Below are 14,264 nucleotides of genomic sequence, written 5' to 3' on the forward strand. Positions count from 1 at the left end.
AGTTAGGTTAGCCTAACTTAACTAATTGTGGAATACCTATCTTCGCCGACGGCGTCACCGCAGGTCTAGCGCACCTTCGCGGCATCCTCGGCGAGCGGAATCACCAGTGGCGTACCGGTTTCCGGGTCGTCGACGATCCGGCACCGCAACGAGAACACCTCGTCCACGAGCTCGGCGGTCACGATGTCGGCCGGCGCACCCGTCGCCACCACCCGCCCGTCACGCATGGCGATCAGGTGGTCGGCGTAGCGGAAGGCGTGGTTGAGGTCGTGCAGTACGGCCACGACTGTCCGCCCGGATTCCCGGTTCAGCGACCGGCACAGGTCCAAAAGCTGGATCTGATAGGCGATGTCGAGGTAGGTCGTCGGCTCGTCGAGCAGGATCAGCGGGGTGTCCTGGGCGAGCACCATCGCGATCCACACCCGCTGGCGCTGACCGCCCGACAGCTCGTCGACCATCCGCGCCGACAACTCGGCGATACCGGTCGCCGCCATCGCCGACGCGACTGCCTCCTCATCGGCCTTCGACCACTGCCGCAGCAGCGTCTGATGCGGATAACGGCCGCGCGCGACGAGATCGGCGACGCGGATGCCGTCCGGCGCGGTCGAGGTCTGCGGCAACAGCCCGATCTGCCTGGCCACCTGCTTGGCCGGGTAGGAGCCGATCGGTTTGCCGTCGAGCAGCACGGTCCCCGACTCGGGGGGGAGCAGGCGGGCGAGTGCGCGCAGCAGTGTGGACTTGCCGCACGCGTTCGGGCCGATGATCACCGTGAACTTGCCGTCGGGGATGTCCACCGACAGCTGGTCGCTGATGGTGGTGCCCTTGTAGCCGAGGCGGACCGCGTCGGCGCGCAGGCGGGAAGTGTTGTTCATCTTGTCGCTTTCCTAGTTCCGTCGCGCCTCGGCGACCAGCAGATACGCCAGATACAGACCACCGATCGAGACGGTGACGAGGCCGACCGGCACGGTGGTCGGCGCGAACGCGTGCTGGGCGATCCAGTCGCAGGTGATCATCAGCGTCGCCCCCATCGCCGCCGACGGCCCGAGCGCGATCGACGGCGTGCGCGCCAGCCTGCGCGCCAGATGCGGTGCGGCGAGCGCGACGAACGCGATCGGACCGGCCACCGCCGTCGCCACCGCGGTGAACGCGACGCTGAGCACGATCAGCCACAGCGTCGCCCGGCTGACATTGAGCCCGAACGCGCGCGCGGTGTCGTCACCGAGTTCGAGGATCTGCAAGCGAGGGGCCGCCGGGATGAGCGCGATCGCGAGCACGCCGAGGATCACCATCGCGGGACCGACCTGCGGCCACGAGAGTCCGTTCAGCGTTCCGGCACCCCAGGCCGCCGCCGACATCGCCGCATCCAGATCAGCGCGCAGGATCAGCCAGGTGTTGACCGAGACCAGCATGGAGCTGACGCCGATGCCGACGATGATCAGCCGGAACCCGGTCACGTTGTGCCGGAAGGCGAGCAGGTGGATGACCACCGCGGCACCGAGCCCGCCGATCACCGCGCCCGTCGCGGTCTGCAGGTGGCCGCCGCCGAGGGTCAGGATCGCGATCAGCGCGCCGGTGTAGGCGCCGGTGTTGAACCCGACGATGTCGGGACTGCCGAGCGGATTCCTGGTCACCGACTGCAGGATGGCACCGCTCACGCCCAGCGCGGCGCCGAGGATCAGGGCGAGCAGAATGCGCGGCAGCCGCCAGTCCCACACCACCAGCCGGTCGAACCGCTCGTCGCCGATCACCAGCGCGCGCAGCACCCGCAGCGGCGGAATCAGGTAGTCGCCGCTGCCGAGCGCGAGGACCGCCGTCGCCAGCGAAATCGTCAGCAGGACAGCGCACACCACGAGGGTGCGCACACCGATCCGGGCGGAGAATCGTGATCCGGGCGGCCGGACCACCAGCATCGTGCGTCCGAAGTCGATCATGCGGCGGCACCTACTCTCGCGCGACGGGCCAGCCAGATCAGCACCGGCGCGCCGAGGAACGCGGTGACCAGGCCGGCGGGTACTTCATCGGGACGAATGACGAGGCGGCCCACGATGTCGGCCGACAGCACCAGAATCGGCGCGAGAATCAGCGAGTAGGCGAAGATCCAGCGCTGATCGGGTCCGATCAGCCACCGGGCCACATGCGGAACCGCGAGGCCGACGAACGCGATCGGGCCCACCGCGGCGGTCGCGGTACCGCACAGCAGCACCACCGCGAGCGCGGTGAACAGGCGGGTGCGACCCACGTGCACACCCAGCGAGTGGGCGAGGTCGTCGCCGAGCGCGACGGCGTTGAGCGAGCGCGCGCACAGCGCCGCGATGATCAGGCCGACCACGATGAACGGGGTCGCGCCGAGCAGGATGTCGAACCCGCGCCCGGTGAGGCCGCCGGAATCCCACTGGCGCATCTCGTCGAAGGCCTTGGGGTGCATCAGGATCAGGCCCCTGGTCAGACCGCCGAGAACCGCGGTGGCGGCGACACCTGCCAGCGTGAGTCGCACCGGATCGGTGCCGGATCGGCCCGCGGTGCCCACTCGGTAGACGACCACCGACACCAGCGCGGCACCGAGAAAACCGAACCAGACATACGAGGTGATCTCGCTCACACCGAATATCGCGACGGCGATGGTGATGGCGAAGGCGGCGCCCGCATTGACGCCCAGCAGCCCTGGATCGGCCAGTGGATTGCGGGTCAGGCCCTGCATCAGGCAGCCCGCGACGCCCAGCGCCAGTCCGACGACCAGGCCGATCAGCGTGCGTGGCACCCGGTATTCGGTGATGGTGACGTGGTCGGGGGTAGTGCTCGCGCCGAAGAGCGCCTGCCAGACATCGCCGATCGCAATAGCTTTCGTGCCGACCAGCAGGCTGAGCGCACAGGCTGCGACCAGCACGAATACGGCAAGAAGCCACCCGCACCAACGCGGATTTCTCATCAGGGTTCTCTCTCACGGCGAAACTGGGTCGTCTTGGAGGTTAGCCTAAGCAAGGTCTTGATAGGTGAGGCTTACCTCGCTATTGTCACATCTCGTTCGGACCGCAGCTTGCGCGCCGCGCATCTCATGATGAGGAAACGAAAGGTTCACCCCCCGTGAAAATCACCAAGTTCGCTCTGCTGGCATCCACCGTCAGCGTTGCCATGGGCATCGCCGCCGGAGCCAGCCACGCAGCACCCGCGGCGGATGAGCCGATCAACTACACCGGCACGGCCACCGAGACCGCGGCGATCATCAGCACCGACGCGGGTTCGATGGTGGTCGAGGACGGCGTGTTCAAGATCAAGGCCGCCAACGGCACCACTGTCGCAGGCACCGAATTGTCCTTCCGGGTAGACGAATTCGAATTCCCGATCGCTGCCGATATCTCGGGCCGCACCGCCACGCTGACCCCGCAGTTCGATCTGGCGCACGCCACCTACAAGCCGGTCGCGCTGCCTTACGAGAACGTGGCTCCGTGGAAGAGCGAGTACGACCGTGAGCAGGCCGCCTGGAGCCGCATGACCGGCACCATCTCCCTCGGCGCCAGCATCGCCACCCTGGTCGGCGGCATCGGTGGCGCGGCCATCGGTTGTGTCGCGGGCGCGGCCAGTGGCGCCGTTGCCGGCGGTATCCTCGGCTTCCTGGTCGGCACGGTCCCCGGCGGCATCGGCGGCTGCCTCGTCGGCGCCACCGCACTCGGTGCGCTCGGCACCATCGCGGGCCAGATCTTCATCACCGCGCCGGTCGCGATCATGGCCGCGCTGCAGTACATCACCACCATCAACTCCCCGATGCCGAACAACCCGGCCCCGGCCCCGGCTGCCAAGTAAGCCGCAAGATCTCGGCTGAACCGGCCGAACCGAGCTCGCGGAGGGGACAACTCAGCGAGAAAAGAATCCCGCCCGAATCAGCATCGGGCGGGATTCGCTGTATCCGGACGTCAGTCGGTTGCCTTCGCGTTCGGCGCGGGGATGTGGCGCAACAGGGTCATGACCAGCACGGCGGCGACCGCGGTCAGCCCGATGCCGACCACCGAATTCACCTGCAGCGCATGGGTATAGGCCTCACGAGCGATCGTGGTCAGCTGCGCGCCGAACGGTTCGGGTAGCGCTGACGCGACGTACAGGGCGCCCGCGAGCGTGTCCTCGGCGGTGTCGGTGATCTCCGCTGGAAGTCCGGCGGGCAGCTGTTCTGCCATCTGCCCGCGGTAGACGGCCGTACCGATGCTGCCGATCACCGCGACGCCGAGCGCGGCCGAGAGTTCCTGTCCCGTTTCGGAGATGGCGGAGGCGGCACCGGCGCGTTCCGGGTCCACCGCGCCGACGATCAGATCGAGGCCGAGCACAAACATCGGGCTCAGACCGAGCGAGAACACCACCATGCCGGTGACGATCAGCGCGAGGTCATCGCTGCCCGAGAGCTGGGTGAAGATCGCGTACCCGGCCATCGCGATCACCAGACCGCCCGCCATCAGGTACGCGGGCCGGATCTTGGGAGCGAGCGCGCTCACCACGCCCGCCGCCACGACCATCGCCACCGCCTGCGGCACGGTCCACAGCCCGGCCTCGAACGCCGAGAGGCCGAGTACCAGTTGCAGATACTGCGAGAGCAACAGGAACAGTCCGCCCATCGCCAGCATGGCGACCATCAACGCGACCAGCGAGCCACTGAATCGGACATTGCCGAACAGATGCAGGTCGATCAGCGGATTGGTCAGTCGCTGTTGACGCAGGACGAACACCGCGCCGAGCACCAGACCGGTCACCAGCACGCTGACCGCCTCGATCGACCAGCCGTCCTTGGCCAGCTCCTTGATCCCGTAGATGACAGCCATCACCGACAGCAGCGACAGCAACGCGCTGAGAATGTCGAGTTTGCCCGGGTTCGGGTCCTTGTATTCGGGCAGCAGGAACGGGCCGGTCGCCAGCAACAGCACCATCGCGGGCACCGCGACGAGGAACACCGAACCCCACCAGAAGTTCTCCAGCATCGCGCCACCGACCAGCGGGCCGATCACCATGCCGACCATGAAACTGGTCATCCACACGCTGATCGCGGCGGTGCGCTGACGGTCGTCGTGGAACATATTGCGGATCAGCGCCAGGGTGGACGGCATCAGCGTCGCGCCCGCGATACCGAGCAGTGCGCGGGTGCCGATCAGCGTGTTCGCGCTGGTGGAGTACGCGGCGATCACCGAGGCGATGCCGAAGGCGAGTGCGCCGATCATCAGGAGTTTGCGTCGGCCGATGCGGTCGCCGAGGGTGCCCATGGTGATGAGGAAGCCGGCGACGAGAAAGCCGTAGATGTCGAGGATCCACAGCAGCTGGGAGCTGCTGGGTTCGAGTGCTTCGCTGATGTGGGGGATCGCCAGGTAGAGCACGCTCATGTCCATCGAGATGAGCAGCGTCGGCAGGGCGAGGACTGCAAGCCCGATCCACTCCTTGAGTCCGGCCGTGGTGGCGGATTCCGGCGGGGACTGGTCGTGCTGAGTGGACGTCACACTACGACCGTACCGACGTGATCGCCTCCGATGCCAGCGAGTTTCCCTGCGGTGCCCGCCATAAGTCATTGGACATTCCGGCCAGGCGACCACGATCATGGGCTCGGTGTCCACACACAATGAACAGCTCAGGCTCGTCGATTCGCCGCGTCAGCCGCAGGATCAGGGTGAGCCGTTTCCGTGGTCGGCAACCATCGACTCCACTTATTCGACCCGCGACGCGATCGACGCGCTGGCCCTCGCCCCGTTCCTGCGTGGCGATCAGCCCTTCGCCCGGCAGGCCCACCTCGACCGGGTGCGCCCCGACGCGGCGCTGCGGCCCGCCGGCTCGCGGATCGTGCGCTCGGTCGCCGATGACGACAGCAGCGCGCTGCTCGCGGCCGGTGACGGCTGGGCACTGCGCGCGGTGCGATGGGCGAGTGGTTCGGCCACGATCGAAGTGACCGCGGTGAGCGACGAACTCGCCGTCGAGGTGCTGGCCGAGGCCACGGATGGGGCTTCGCTGTCACGTGACAGCGAGGCCACCGTCGAGATGGGTTTCTGGCACATGGACGTCCGGCGGCCCGCGCGTCGCCGTCGTCAGATCGCGGCACCCGCGTGGGCGGAGATTCGTGGGAATTACACGGTCTCGGTGGCGGCGGGCATGGAGCGGTTGATGGGGCTCGGTGTCGCCGACATCAAGGGTCGGCTGGTGCTGTTGCACGGTGAGCCCGGGACCGGCAAGACCACTGCGTTGCGGGCACTGGCGCGGTCATGGGCGCCGTGGTGTCAGGTCGATTGTGTCGTCGATCCGGAGGAATTGTTCAGCAATCCCGGCTATCTGATGGAAGTCGCGGCGGGTGCCGACGGTGACGACGAGGACGGCCGCTGGCGATTGCTGGTGCTGGAGGACTGTGACGAGCTGATCCGCGGTGAGGCGAAAGAAGCCGCGGGCCAGAAGCTTTCGCGCCTGCTCAATCTCACCGACGGCATGCTCGGTCAGGGCCGCAATGTGTTGATCGCGATCACCACGAACGAGGATCTCTCCCGGCTGCACCCCGCCGTCGTCCGGCCCGGCCGCTGCCTGGCCCAACTCGAGGTCGGCCGGTTGTCGGCGCGGGAAGCCGACGACTGGCTGGCCCGCCAAGACGGTGAGTCCGTCGCGTCGAGTTTTCCGGACGGGGCGACCCTCGCCGAACTGGTCGCCCACCGCGACGGCGGGATCCAGATCCAATCGACGATCGACCACTCGGCAGACGTCGGCATGTACCTGTAGCGCTCTTGTGTCCGACGGCTGGTCAAGACATACCGACCGGGCGGATGTGCGCCCTGACCAGCTCGGTGAGGTGACGGCCGACGCGGTCGAGCGGCTCGGTGCTGTGCTTGGCGAGCGACATCACCACCGCACCCTCGATCGTGGCGATCACGGTCGTCGCCAAAGAGCTCGCGGTGTCGGCGTCGATGTTCTCCGCGCGTAGCCGGGTCGCCAGTGCCCGTTCCCAGTCGTCGAACGCCTCGCCTGCCGCGTCGGCCGCCGAAGGCGACTCCGAGCGTCCGAGTGCCGCGGCCACGATCGGGCAGCCGGCCAGGAAGTCGCTGGACTCGACGACCTGTTTCCACGCGTCGGCGAACGACGCGATGGTCTGCTCCGGCTCGGTGTCCTTGCTGAAGGTCTCGATCAGCGTCGTCATCGCGCGGCCCGCGACCCGGGTGGCCTCGGTGATCAACTCGGACTTGCCGCCGGGGAAGTTCAGGTAGATCGTCCGGCGGGAGAACCCGCTGTGGGCGAGCAGGTTCGCGACACCGGTCCCGGCCACGCCGTTGCGGCGCACCAGGTCGATCGTGCTCTGGACGAGTCCGTCGCGTGCTGCCATCGACATCCTTTCGGTCGGTCCGATTGTAGTATACCGATCGGTGTACTACCGTCGGGTAGGTACATCGATCGGTGTACTCGACGCTATCCGTGGAGGAGCCGACGATGACAGCCCTGACCGATCCGCTCGCCCTGCCCTGCGGCCAACTGCTGCCCAACCGGTTGATGAAGGCCGCGCTGAGCGAGGGTCTCGGCACCTCCGCCGGCGCGCCGGACGAACGGCTCGAGCGGCTCTACGGCCGGTGGGGCACCGGCGGCTTCGGTCTGGTGGTCACCGGCAACGTGATGGTCGACCACGACCATCTCGGTGAGCCGGGCAATGTCGTCATCGCCGACGAACGTCACCTCGACGACCTGCGCCGCTGGGCGCGCACCGCCAAAAACGGCGGCACCCGGCTCTGGATGCAGATCAATCACCCCGGCAGACAGGCGAATCCGCTCGCGACCCGGTCGCAGCCGGTGGCCCCGTCGGCGGTCGGTCTCGGCCTGCCCGGTATCCCGGCGCCGCGCGCGCTCACCGACGGCGAGATCGTCGACATCGTGCACCGTTTCGCCACCACCGCGCGGATCGCCGAGCGTGCGGGCTTCGACGGCGTGCAGATCCATGGGGCGCACGGGTATCTCGTCTCCCAGTTCCTCTCGCCACTGGCCAATCAGCGCGACGACCGCTGGGGTGGTGACCCGCAGCGGCGGGCGCGTTTCGTGCTGGAGGTGGTGCGCGCGATCAGGGCCGAGGTGTCGACGTCGTTCGCCGTCGCGATCAAGCTCAACTCCGCGGACTTTCAGCGCGGCGGCTTCACCGAGGACGAGTCGCGTGAGGTGGTGCGCCGCCTCGCCGGCGAGCGGCTGGATCTGATCGAGATCAGCGGCGGCAGCTACGAATCGCCCGCGATGATGGGCAGGCCGGTGGCGCGTTCGGCGAGCACCGTCGCGCGCGAGGCGTACTTCCTCGAGTACGCCGAATCGGTCCGGGCGGCCGCCGGGTCGGTGCCGCTGGCTGTCACCGGCGGATTCCGTTCCCGCGTGGCCATGGTCGACGCGGTCGAGTCGGGGGAGTGCGATGTCATCGGCCTCGGCCGGCCGAGCGCGGTGTCACCGAACGCCGCGGGTGACATCCTGCACGAGCGCACCGCGCGGCTGCATTCCCCGCAGATCTCGCTGCGCCTGCCCGCGCGGGTGTCCACACTGTCCAACGTCAAGAGCCTCGAAGGTGCCCTCGACCTGCAGTGGCACACCGATCAGCTGCATCTGCTCGGGGCGGGCGACGAGCCCGACCCCGGCCGTACACCGTGGCTCACGGTGGCGGCCATGCTGAAACATCACGGCGTCGACGCGTTTCGCAGTAGAAGGAGTTCGACAATGACCACCAAGGATCCGATGCGGCGCAAGTTCGAGGTCGAGCGGGCGGTGGGTCGCTATGTCGCGAACCCGGCGGTCCGCGCGCTGAGCCGGATCGGCATCCGCACCTCGTACGCGACCGAGCTGGAGACGATCGGACGCAAGTCCGGGCAGGCCAGGGTGGTGCCGGTCTCGGTCGCGTTCGACGACAGCGGCGCGTGGGTGATCAGCCAGCACGGGACCAGGTCGGGATGGGCCGCCAATATCGGCGCGGAACCGAAAGTGCGGGTCCGCCAAGGGAATCGGTGGCGAACCGGGACCGCCGAGCTGCGTCCGGCCGACGATGTCGTGGCGCGGGCGCGCACCTTCGCGCCCAATCCGGTCTTCGCCGGGCTGGCCGGGGCGGCCTTCCGCGCATTGCAGAGCACGCCGGTCTCGGTCCGGATCACCTTCACCGACTGACGACCTTCGCCGCGGCCGCGCAGGCCAGGGTGAGCGCCAGTGGCACGGTCAGCGCCGCGGTCAGTGGGATCACGGCGGTCAGCCAGCCGATCATCGCGGGGCCCGCGAGCAGGCCGAGGTAGCCGATGGTGAAGACGCGGGACATGTCGGTGGCAGCTGTGGTGCCGCCGAGATTGCCCGCGGTGGAGAAGATCTGGGGGACGCCGCCGGCGAGGCCGAGGCCGCACATCGCCCAGCCGAGGAGAGTGAGCGGCAGCCACGGGGAGGCGATGACCACGGCGAATCCGGTTGCGGCGAGCAAGCTTCCGTAGCGGACCATCGCGACGGGGCCGATGGCCGCGCTGATCCGGTCGGCGATGAATCGGCCGAAGGTCATGGTGGCGGAGAAGGCTCCGAACGCGAGGGCGGCACTCGCCTCGGACGTGTCGAGGTGCTCGCGTACCTGCAGCGCGCTCCAGTCGGCCGCTACGCCCTCCGCGAGCAGGAGTACGAACGCGATGCACCCGAGGGCCAGCACTTTTCGTGTGCGCTGACGATGCTCGCTGCGCTGATCGGCGCGGGGCGCGGCCGAGTCGACGGCGCCTGGTTCTGTCGAGTCGGCCACGCCGTGGTGGTCTCGTCGACCCGTGGTTGCCTTTTGGGGGCCGTCGTTGTCGTAATGCTCTGGATACGAAGGGGATTCGGTTCCCTCGCGGCCCAGCAGGCGTGGCACCAGCAACGCGGTGACACACAGTCCGCCGATGCCGGCGCAGAGCAGCGTCACCTGCGGCGCCAGGCCCGCGTGCTGGGCGGCCGCGCCCACCAGTGAACCGGCGAAGGCGCCCGCCGAGAACATCGCATGGAACGCGGACATGATCGGGCGGTGGTACCCACGTTCCACGTGCACCGCCTGCGTGTTCATCGACACGTCGAGGGCACCCATGCCGAATCCGAAGCAGGCCAAGGCGATAGCCAAGGTGACCGGGCCGGTCGCCAGTCCCGGACCGAGGACGGTCACGGAGATGGCCGATGCGGCCAGGGCGACCAGCGTGCGGCTGCCGAACCGGTCGGCGGCCGGACCCGCGAGCCGCATGCCGACGAGCGCGGCGCCCGACATCAGCAACACGAGCACGCTGAGCGTCGAGGGCGAGACCCCGGTCCGGTCGGTGATCGCCGGAATGTGGACCACCCACATGGCCAGCAGAATCCCGTTCAGCGTGAAAGCCGCGAACACCGCGGCCCTGGTCAGGCGAAGACTGTGGTCGATCGTCGCTGAACTCACTGCTTCGACGGTACCGGGCGGTGCCGGGACCTCGTCGCGGATCGCGGTGTGCCTGGTGGATCGAGATCACCAGGCCCTGGTGGGGGCCTGGTGATCAACTGTCCGGTTGCTGCTTACTGCGGAGTCCAGGCTCCGGTGGCGGCGGTCTCCTTGGCGTACTCGGTGAAATCGCGGGCTTCGCGGCCGAGGGCGCGGCGGACACCGTCGGCGGGCGCGGAATTGCGGCCGTCGAGGATGGTGCCGAAGAGGTAGTCGAGCAGGCTGATCGCGTCATCGGGGACCTGGTACTCACTCAGTGCCGCAACGAATTCCGGCCGGGAGACAGGGATGAAGGCGATCTCGCGACCGGTGGCCGCGGCGATCTCGCCGACCGCGTCGGCGAAGCTCAGGGCGCGCGGCCCGGTGAGCTCGTAGAGCTGACCCGCGTGACGTGAGTCGGTGAGCGCGGCCGCCGCCACCTCGGCGATGTCGTCGACGTGCACGAACGGTTCCGGCACATCGCCGTTGGGCAGTGCCACCGCGCCGGCGAGCACGTCGTCGACGAAGGCGCCTTCGCTGAAGTTGTGAGCGAAGAAGGCGCAGCGCACGATGGTCCAGCTCAGACCCGAATTCTGCACGATCTCTTCACATTCCAGCGCTTCGGGCTCGCCGCGCCCCGACAGCAACACCACCGAGCGCACCCCGGCGGACCGGGCGGCGGCGGTGAACGCGCGGATGACGTCCGGAGCGCCGGGCACGGCGAGGTCGGGCTGGAAGGCGAGGTAGACCGAATCGACACCGGCCAGCGCGGGTGCCCAGGTCTCGCGATCGGTCCAGTCGAAGGGGATCTCGGCGGTCCGCGAGCCGTGGCGCACCGGGTGGCCCGCGGCTTCGAGGAGCGCCGCCACCCGGCTGCCGGTCTTGCCGGTAGCGCCAGTGATGAGGGAAAGCTGCTGGTGAGAAGCGGTGTTTGTCATGAGATAAGTACACCGCCGCGCGGGCCGCGGCAACATCGTCGTGCCGCTCACGAACATGCGTAGTCGTCTATTGTGGATTCAGGGTGTGGCGGTGATCTTTTGCCGGGCGTGGCACGTGGTCTGGCCAAAAGACACGGAGAGGCGGAACAGCACAGTGGATGCGTTAGCCGGTCTGCTCGAAGGTCCACGCGCCCGCGGTGCGTTCCTCATGTGTTCGCTGCTGAACCCGCCGTGGTCGCTGCGCGTGCAGGATGAAGCTCCGCTCACGGTGCTCGCGATGATCCGCGGAAAGGCTTGGGTCAGTACGGATTCGATGCCGCCGCGGCAGCTCGCCGCGGGCGATGTCGCGGTTTTCCGTGGGCCGCAGCCGTATACGGTGGCCGACGATCCGGCGACCGAACCTCAGGTCGTCATTCAGCCGGGGCAGGTCACGACGACTCCCGATGGTGAGATCCTGTGTGAGACACTGAGTCTCGGCGTTCGGCAGTGGGGCACCGATCCCGACGGTGAGACGCTGATGGTCACCGGAACCTACGAATCGGCGGGGGCGGTGAGCCGGCGGTTGCTGCGCGCGCTGCCGCAGGTCGCGGTGCTGCCGCGCGGCGAGCTCGATACCCGGCTGCTCGACCTGCTCGTCGACGAGGCGACCAAGGATCTACCCGCGCAGACCGCCGTCCTGGACCGCCTGCTCGACCTGCTGCTCATCGCCTCGCTGCGCGCCTGGTTCGCCCGCGAGGACGCCCCCGCCTGGTACCACGCCTACAGCGACCCGCTGGTCGGCAAGGCTCTGCGCCTGCTCCAGCACAATCCGGCACACCCATGGACGGTGGTGGCCTTGGCCGAGGCAGTCGGAATGTCGCGGGCCGCGCTGGCCCGCCGGTTCACCGAGCTGGTCGGCGAGCCCCCGATGAGCTTCCTGACCGAATGGCGGCTCTCCCTGGCCGCCGACCTGCTCGCCGAATCGGACGCGACCGTGGAATCCATTGCCCACAAGGTCGGATACGGTAGCGCCTTCGCCCTCAGCACCGCCTTCAAACGGCACTTCGGGGTGAGCCCGCGCGACCATCGGCAGGGGAGCGCGGCATGATGGCCGGATGAGCTATCCCGTCCTATGGCCGATGCCGACCCGGTGGGCCGACAACGACCAGTACGGCCACGTGAACAACGTGACCTACTACTCCTACTTCGACACCGCCGTGAACGCCTGGCTGATGCGCGCCACCGGCACCGACATCACCGCGCTGCCCGCGCTCGGCGTCGTCGCGACGACCTCGTGCAAGTTCCACGGGTCGGTCAGCTTCCCCGATCAGTTGCAGGTGGGGTTGCGGATCGCCCGCCTCGGCAACTCGAGCATCACCTACGATCTGGCGATCTTCCGTGAGGGCGAGGCTGGTCTCGAGCTCGCCGCGACCGGCGAGTTCGTGCACGTCTATGTCGACGCCGACACCCGCAAACCGGTGGCGATCCCCGCGGTGGTGCGCGAGGCGGCCGCGGAGCTCGTCACCGAGTAGCGCTCGGGCCGGGAGCTCAGGAGGCGATTACGCCGACCTCGGGCCACTCGCTGCCGCGACGGGCGCGCAGGATGATCTGGCCCGCGGGCGAGTAGCCCGGTGGTCCGGGGAGGGCGGCGAAGGTGGTTTTGTCGATCACCAGGGACGAGTCCAGTTGTTCCCGGCTCGGTCCCCAGCGGTACTCGACCTCGGTGAGCTCGTCGCGAACCTTCTTGAAATACATCAGTTGTGCCATCGCCGGATCTCCGCGTAGACCTCCGCCGGTCAGCGGATCGTGACCGGCGGCTTGGAGACCATGGTGGCAGGAATCGAGCGATCTCGCCGCTACCTCGCCGAAAATTTCGGGCGCGGTCGGTGCGTGTTCACGCCCGAAGCATGGACTGGAAGCGGCGCATGCCGGAAATCCACCGGTCGTAGTCCGACCCCTTGTTGCGGTACATCTGCAGTACCTCGGGGTGCGGCAGGATCAGGAAATGTTCGGCGGCCATCGCCTCGACCACGGTGTCGGCGACTTCCTCGGGGGAGAGCACCGCGCCCGCGGTCTTCACGGCTTTGATCGCCAGTTCGCCGGCTTCCGGGTTGTCGGGAATGAGCGCGCCGGTGAGCAATTGGGTGTCCACACCCATCGGGCACAGGCAGCTCACGCGAATGCCCTTGTCGCCGTAGGTGACCGAGAGCCATTCGGCGAAGCCGACCGCCGCGTGTTTGGTCACCGAGTAGGGGGCGGAGCCGATTTGGGTGAGCAGGCCCGCCGCGGACGCGGTGGAGACGAAATAGCCGCTGCCGCGCTCCAGCCAGCCGGGGACGAGCAGTTTCGCGGCCCGGACATGGGCCATCACGTTCACGTCGATGGTGGCGGCCCACTGCGCTTCGGTGCTGTCGAGGCCGGGACCGCCGCCGATGCCGGCATTCGCGAAATACAGGTCCACCGGGCCGAATTCGCGTTCGGCGGTCGCGATCAAGTCCGCCACGACCTGCTCGTCGGCCACATCGCCACCGACCGCGACCGCCTTGTCGCCGAGGTCGGCCACGACCTTCGCCGCGCTGTCCGCGTCGAGATCGGCGACGACGACCCGTGCGTCGCCGGCGACGAGACGATAAGCGAGTGCGGCACCGATACCCGCGCCCGCACCGGTGACGATCGCGACCTTGCCTGCTATCTCCATCCCCGCAGCTTATATTTTTGGAGCGCTGGCGCGCTCGAGTTCGCGCCCCCGGCGGTCCCGTCGATCAGGTGCCGTTGCTTGCTCCTTCGTCGCCTACGCAACGGCACCTGATCGACGGGACGGGCGCGAACCGCCGACTTCGTCGGCGATCCCTCCTCGGGGTCGGGATGTGCGGGGCTGGGGATGTGGTGGAGGCCGCGGTTACGGGCGGTACTGGTTGTGTCGGCTTGCGGTCGGTGTGTGCTCGGTC

14 protein-coding genes are annotated in these 14,264 nt (G+C 68.3%); 5 read left to right on the top strand and 9 right to left on the bottom strand.

The genetic code is table 11. From position 1 onward, the window contains the following. Window positions 1-65: 65 nt before the first annotated feature. From ACWZHB_RS33990 to ACWZHB_RS34000, 3 genes are read right to left on the bottom strand one after another with little or no spacing between them, the layout of a single operon-like run. A complete protein-coding gene (locus ACWZHB_RS33990) occupies window positions 66-872 on the bottom strand; it encodes an ABC transporter ATP-binding protein (RefSeq protein ID WP_427905764.1) in 807 nt (268 codons plus the stop codon). Window positions 873-884: 12 nt separating this feature from the next. Continuing rightward, entirely contained in the window at window positions 885-1,931 is a 1,047-nt protein-coding gene (locus tag ACWZHB_RS33995; protein WP_427905765.1) for a FecCD family ABC transporter permease, read from the bottom strand. Continuing rightward, window positions 1,928-2,926, bottom strand: coding sequence for an iron chelate uptake ABC transporter family permease subunit (locus ACWZHB_RS34000; protein WP_427905766.1), 999 nt, complete (start codon window positions 2,924-2,926; stop codon window positions 1,928-1,930). Before ACWZHB_RS34000 ends, ACWZHB_RS33995 begins: the two co-directional genes overlap by 4 nt. A 155-nt stretch (window positions 2,927-3,081) precedes the next feature. On the opposite strand from ACWZHB_RS34000, the gene ACWZHB_RS34005 reads away from it, so the two are divergent. Further along, a complete protein-coding gene (locus ACWZHB_RS34005; RefSeq protein WP_427905767.1) occupies window positions 3,082-3,798 on the top strand; it encodes a hypothetical protein in 717 nt (238 codons plus the stop codon). Window positions 3,799-3,908: 110 nt separating this feature from the next. On the opposite strand, the gene ACWZHB_RS34010 is transcribed toward ACWZHB_RS34005, so the two are convergent. After that, window positions 3,909-5,468 carry an MFS transporter gene (locus ACWZHB_RS34010; RefSeq protein WP_427905768.1) on the bottom strand — a complete coding sequence of 520 codons (1,560 nt, stop codon included), beginning with the start codon at window positions 5,466-5,468 and terminating at the stop codon, window positions 3,909-3,911. Window positions 5,469-5,565: 97 nt separating this feature from the next. Between ACWZHB_RS34010 and ACWZHB_RS34015 the strand changes: the two genes are divergently transcribed. Then, the gene (locus ACWZHB_RS34015) at window positions 5,566-6,723 is read left to right on the top strand and encodes a DUF5925 domain-containing protein (protein WP_427905769.1); all 1,158 of its coding nucleotides are present in this window, start codon (window positions 5,566-5,568) and stop codon (window positions 6,721-6,723) included. A 22-nt stretch (window positions 6,724-6,745) separates the two neighbouring features. Here the strand turns inward: ACWZHB_RS34015 and ACWZHB_RS34020 are convergent, their stop codons facing one another. After that, window positions 6,746-7,321 (bottom strand): TetR/AcrR family transcriptional regulator, encoded by a 576-nt coding sequence (locus ACWZHB_RS34020; RefSeq protein ID WP_427905770.1) that lies wholly within the window; start codon window positions 7,319-7,321, stop codon window positions 6,746-6,748. A gap of 104 nt (window positions 7,322-7,425) precedes the next feature. Here ACWZHB_RS34020 and ACWZHB_RS34025 point away from each other — a divergent pair, with 104 nt between their 5' ends. Continuing rightward, window positions 7,426-9,120 (top strand): nitroreductase family deazaflavin-dependent oxidoreductase, encoded by a 1,695-nt coding sequence (locus tag ACWZHB_RS34025; RefSeq protein WP_427905771.1) that lies wholly within the window; start codon window positions 7,426-7,428, stop codon window positions 9,118-9,120. Here the strand turns inward: ACWZHB_RS34025 and ACWZHB_RS34030 are convergent. Together ACWZHB_RS34030 and ACWZHB_RS34035 are read right to left on the bottom strand one after the other, a co-directional pair. After that, window positions 9,110-10,381 carry an MFS transporter gene (locus ACWZHB_RS34030; RefSeq protein ID WP_427905772.1) on the bottom strand — a complete coding sequence of 424 codons (1,272 nt, stop codon included), beginning with the start codon at window positions 10,379-10,381 and terminating at the stop codon, window positions 9,110-9,112. The genes ACWZHB_RS34025 and ACWZHB_RS34030 overlap by 11 nt on opposite strands. Window positions 10,382-10,494: 113 nt before the next feature. Then, the gene (locus ACWZHB_RS34035) at window positions 10,495-11,337 is read right to left on the bottom strand and encodes an NAD(P)H-binding protein (protein ID WP_427905773.1); all 843 of its coding nucleotides are present in this window, start codon (window positions 11,335-11,337) and stop codon (window positions 10,495-10,497) included. Window positions 11,338-11,491: 154 nt separating this feature from the next. On the opposite strand from ACWZHB_RS34035, the gene ACWZHB_RS34040 reads away from it, so the two are divergent. Both ACWZHB_RS34040 and ACWZHB_RS34045 read left to right on the top strand, forming a co-directional pair. Continuing rightward, on the top strand, window positions 11,492-12,424 hold the full coding sequence (locus ACWZHB_RS34040) for an AraC family transcriptional regulator (RefSeq protein ID WP_427905774.1): 933 nt from the start codon (window positions 11,492-11,494) through the stop codon (window positions 12,422-12,424). Window positions 12,425-12,431: 7 nt separating this feature from the next. After that, complete coding sequence (locus ACWZHB_RS34045; RefSeq protein WP_427905775.1) at window positions 12,432-12,848, top strand: acyl-CoA thioesterase; 417 nt, start codon at window positions 12,432-12,434, stop codon at window positions 12,846-12,848. 16 nt (window positions 12,849-12,864) lie between these two features. Here ACWZHB_RS34045 and ACWZHB_RS34050 read toward each other — a convergent pair whose 3' ends face one another. Both ACWZHB_RS34050 and ACWZHB_RS34055 read right to left on the bottom strand, forming a co-directional pair. Then, the gene (locus ACWZHB_RS34050; protein WP_427905776.1) at window positions 12,865-13,083 is read right to left on the bottom strand and encodes a hypothetical protein; all 219 of its coding nucleotides are present in this window, start codon (window positions 13,081-13,083) and stop codon (window positions 12,865-12,867) included. Between the two features lie 127 nt (window positions 13,084-13,210). Then, on the bottom strand, window positions 13,211-14,014 hold the full coding sequence (locus ACWZHB_RS34055; RefSeq protein ID WP_427905777.1) for an SDR family oxidoreductase: 804 nt from the start codon (window positions 14,012-14,014) through the stop codon (window positions 13,211-13,213). Window positions 14,015-14,264: the final 250 nt, after the last annotated feature.

The sequence above is a fragment of the Nocardia sp. FBN12 genome, from assembly GCF_054031145.1.

Excerpts from the sequence above, each read along its gene's own strand:
- ACWZHB_RS34035 (WP_427905773.1), bottom strand. The coding sequence starts at position 11,337 with ATGACAAACACCGCTTCTCACCAGCAGCTTTCCCTCATCACTGGCGCT.
- ACWZHB_RS33990 (WP_427905764.1), bottom strand. The coding sequence starts at position 872 with ATGAACAACACTTCCCGCCTGCGCGCCGACGCGGTCCGCCTCGGCTAC.
- ACWZHB_RS34015 (WP_427905769.1), top strand. The coding sequence starts at position 5,566 with ATGGGCTCGGTGTCCACACACAATGAACAGCTCAGGCTCGTCGATTCG.
- ACWZHB_RS34055 (WP_427905777.1), bottom strand. The coding sequence starts at position 14,014 with ATGGAGATAGCAGGCAAGGTCGCGATCGTCACCGGTGCGGGCGCGGGT.
- ACWZHB_RS34050 (WP_427905776.1), bottom strand. The coding sequence starts at position 13,083 with ATGGCACAACTGATGTATTTCAAGAAGGTTCGCGACGAGCTCACCGAG.
- ACWZHB_RS33995 (WP_427905765.1), bottom strand. The coding sequence starts at position 1,931 with ATGATCGACTTCGGACGCACGATGCTGGTGGTCCGGCCGCCCGGATCA.
- ACWZHB_RS34000 (WP_427905766.1), bottom strand. The coding sequence starts at position 2,926 with ATGAGAAATCCGCGTTGGTGCGGGTGGCTTCTTGCCGTATTCGTGCTG.
- ACWZHB_RS34025 (WP_427905771.1), top strand. The coding sequence starts at position 7,426 with ATGACAGCCCTGACCGATCCGCTCGCCCTGCCCTGCGGCCAACTGCTG.
- ACWZHB_RS34045 (WP_427905775.1), top strand. The coding sequence starts at position 12,432 with ATGAGCTATCCCGTCCTATGGCCGATGCCGACCCGGTGGGCCGACAAC.
- ACWZHB_RS34020 (WP_427905770.1), bottom strand. The coding sequence starts at position 7,321 with ATGGCAGCACGCGACGGACTCGTCCAGAGCACGATCGACCTGGTGCGC.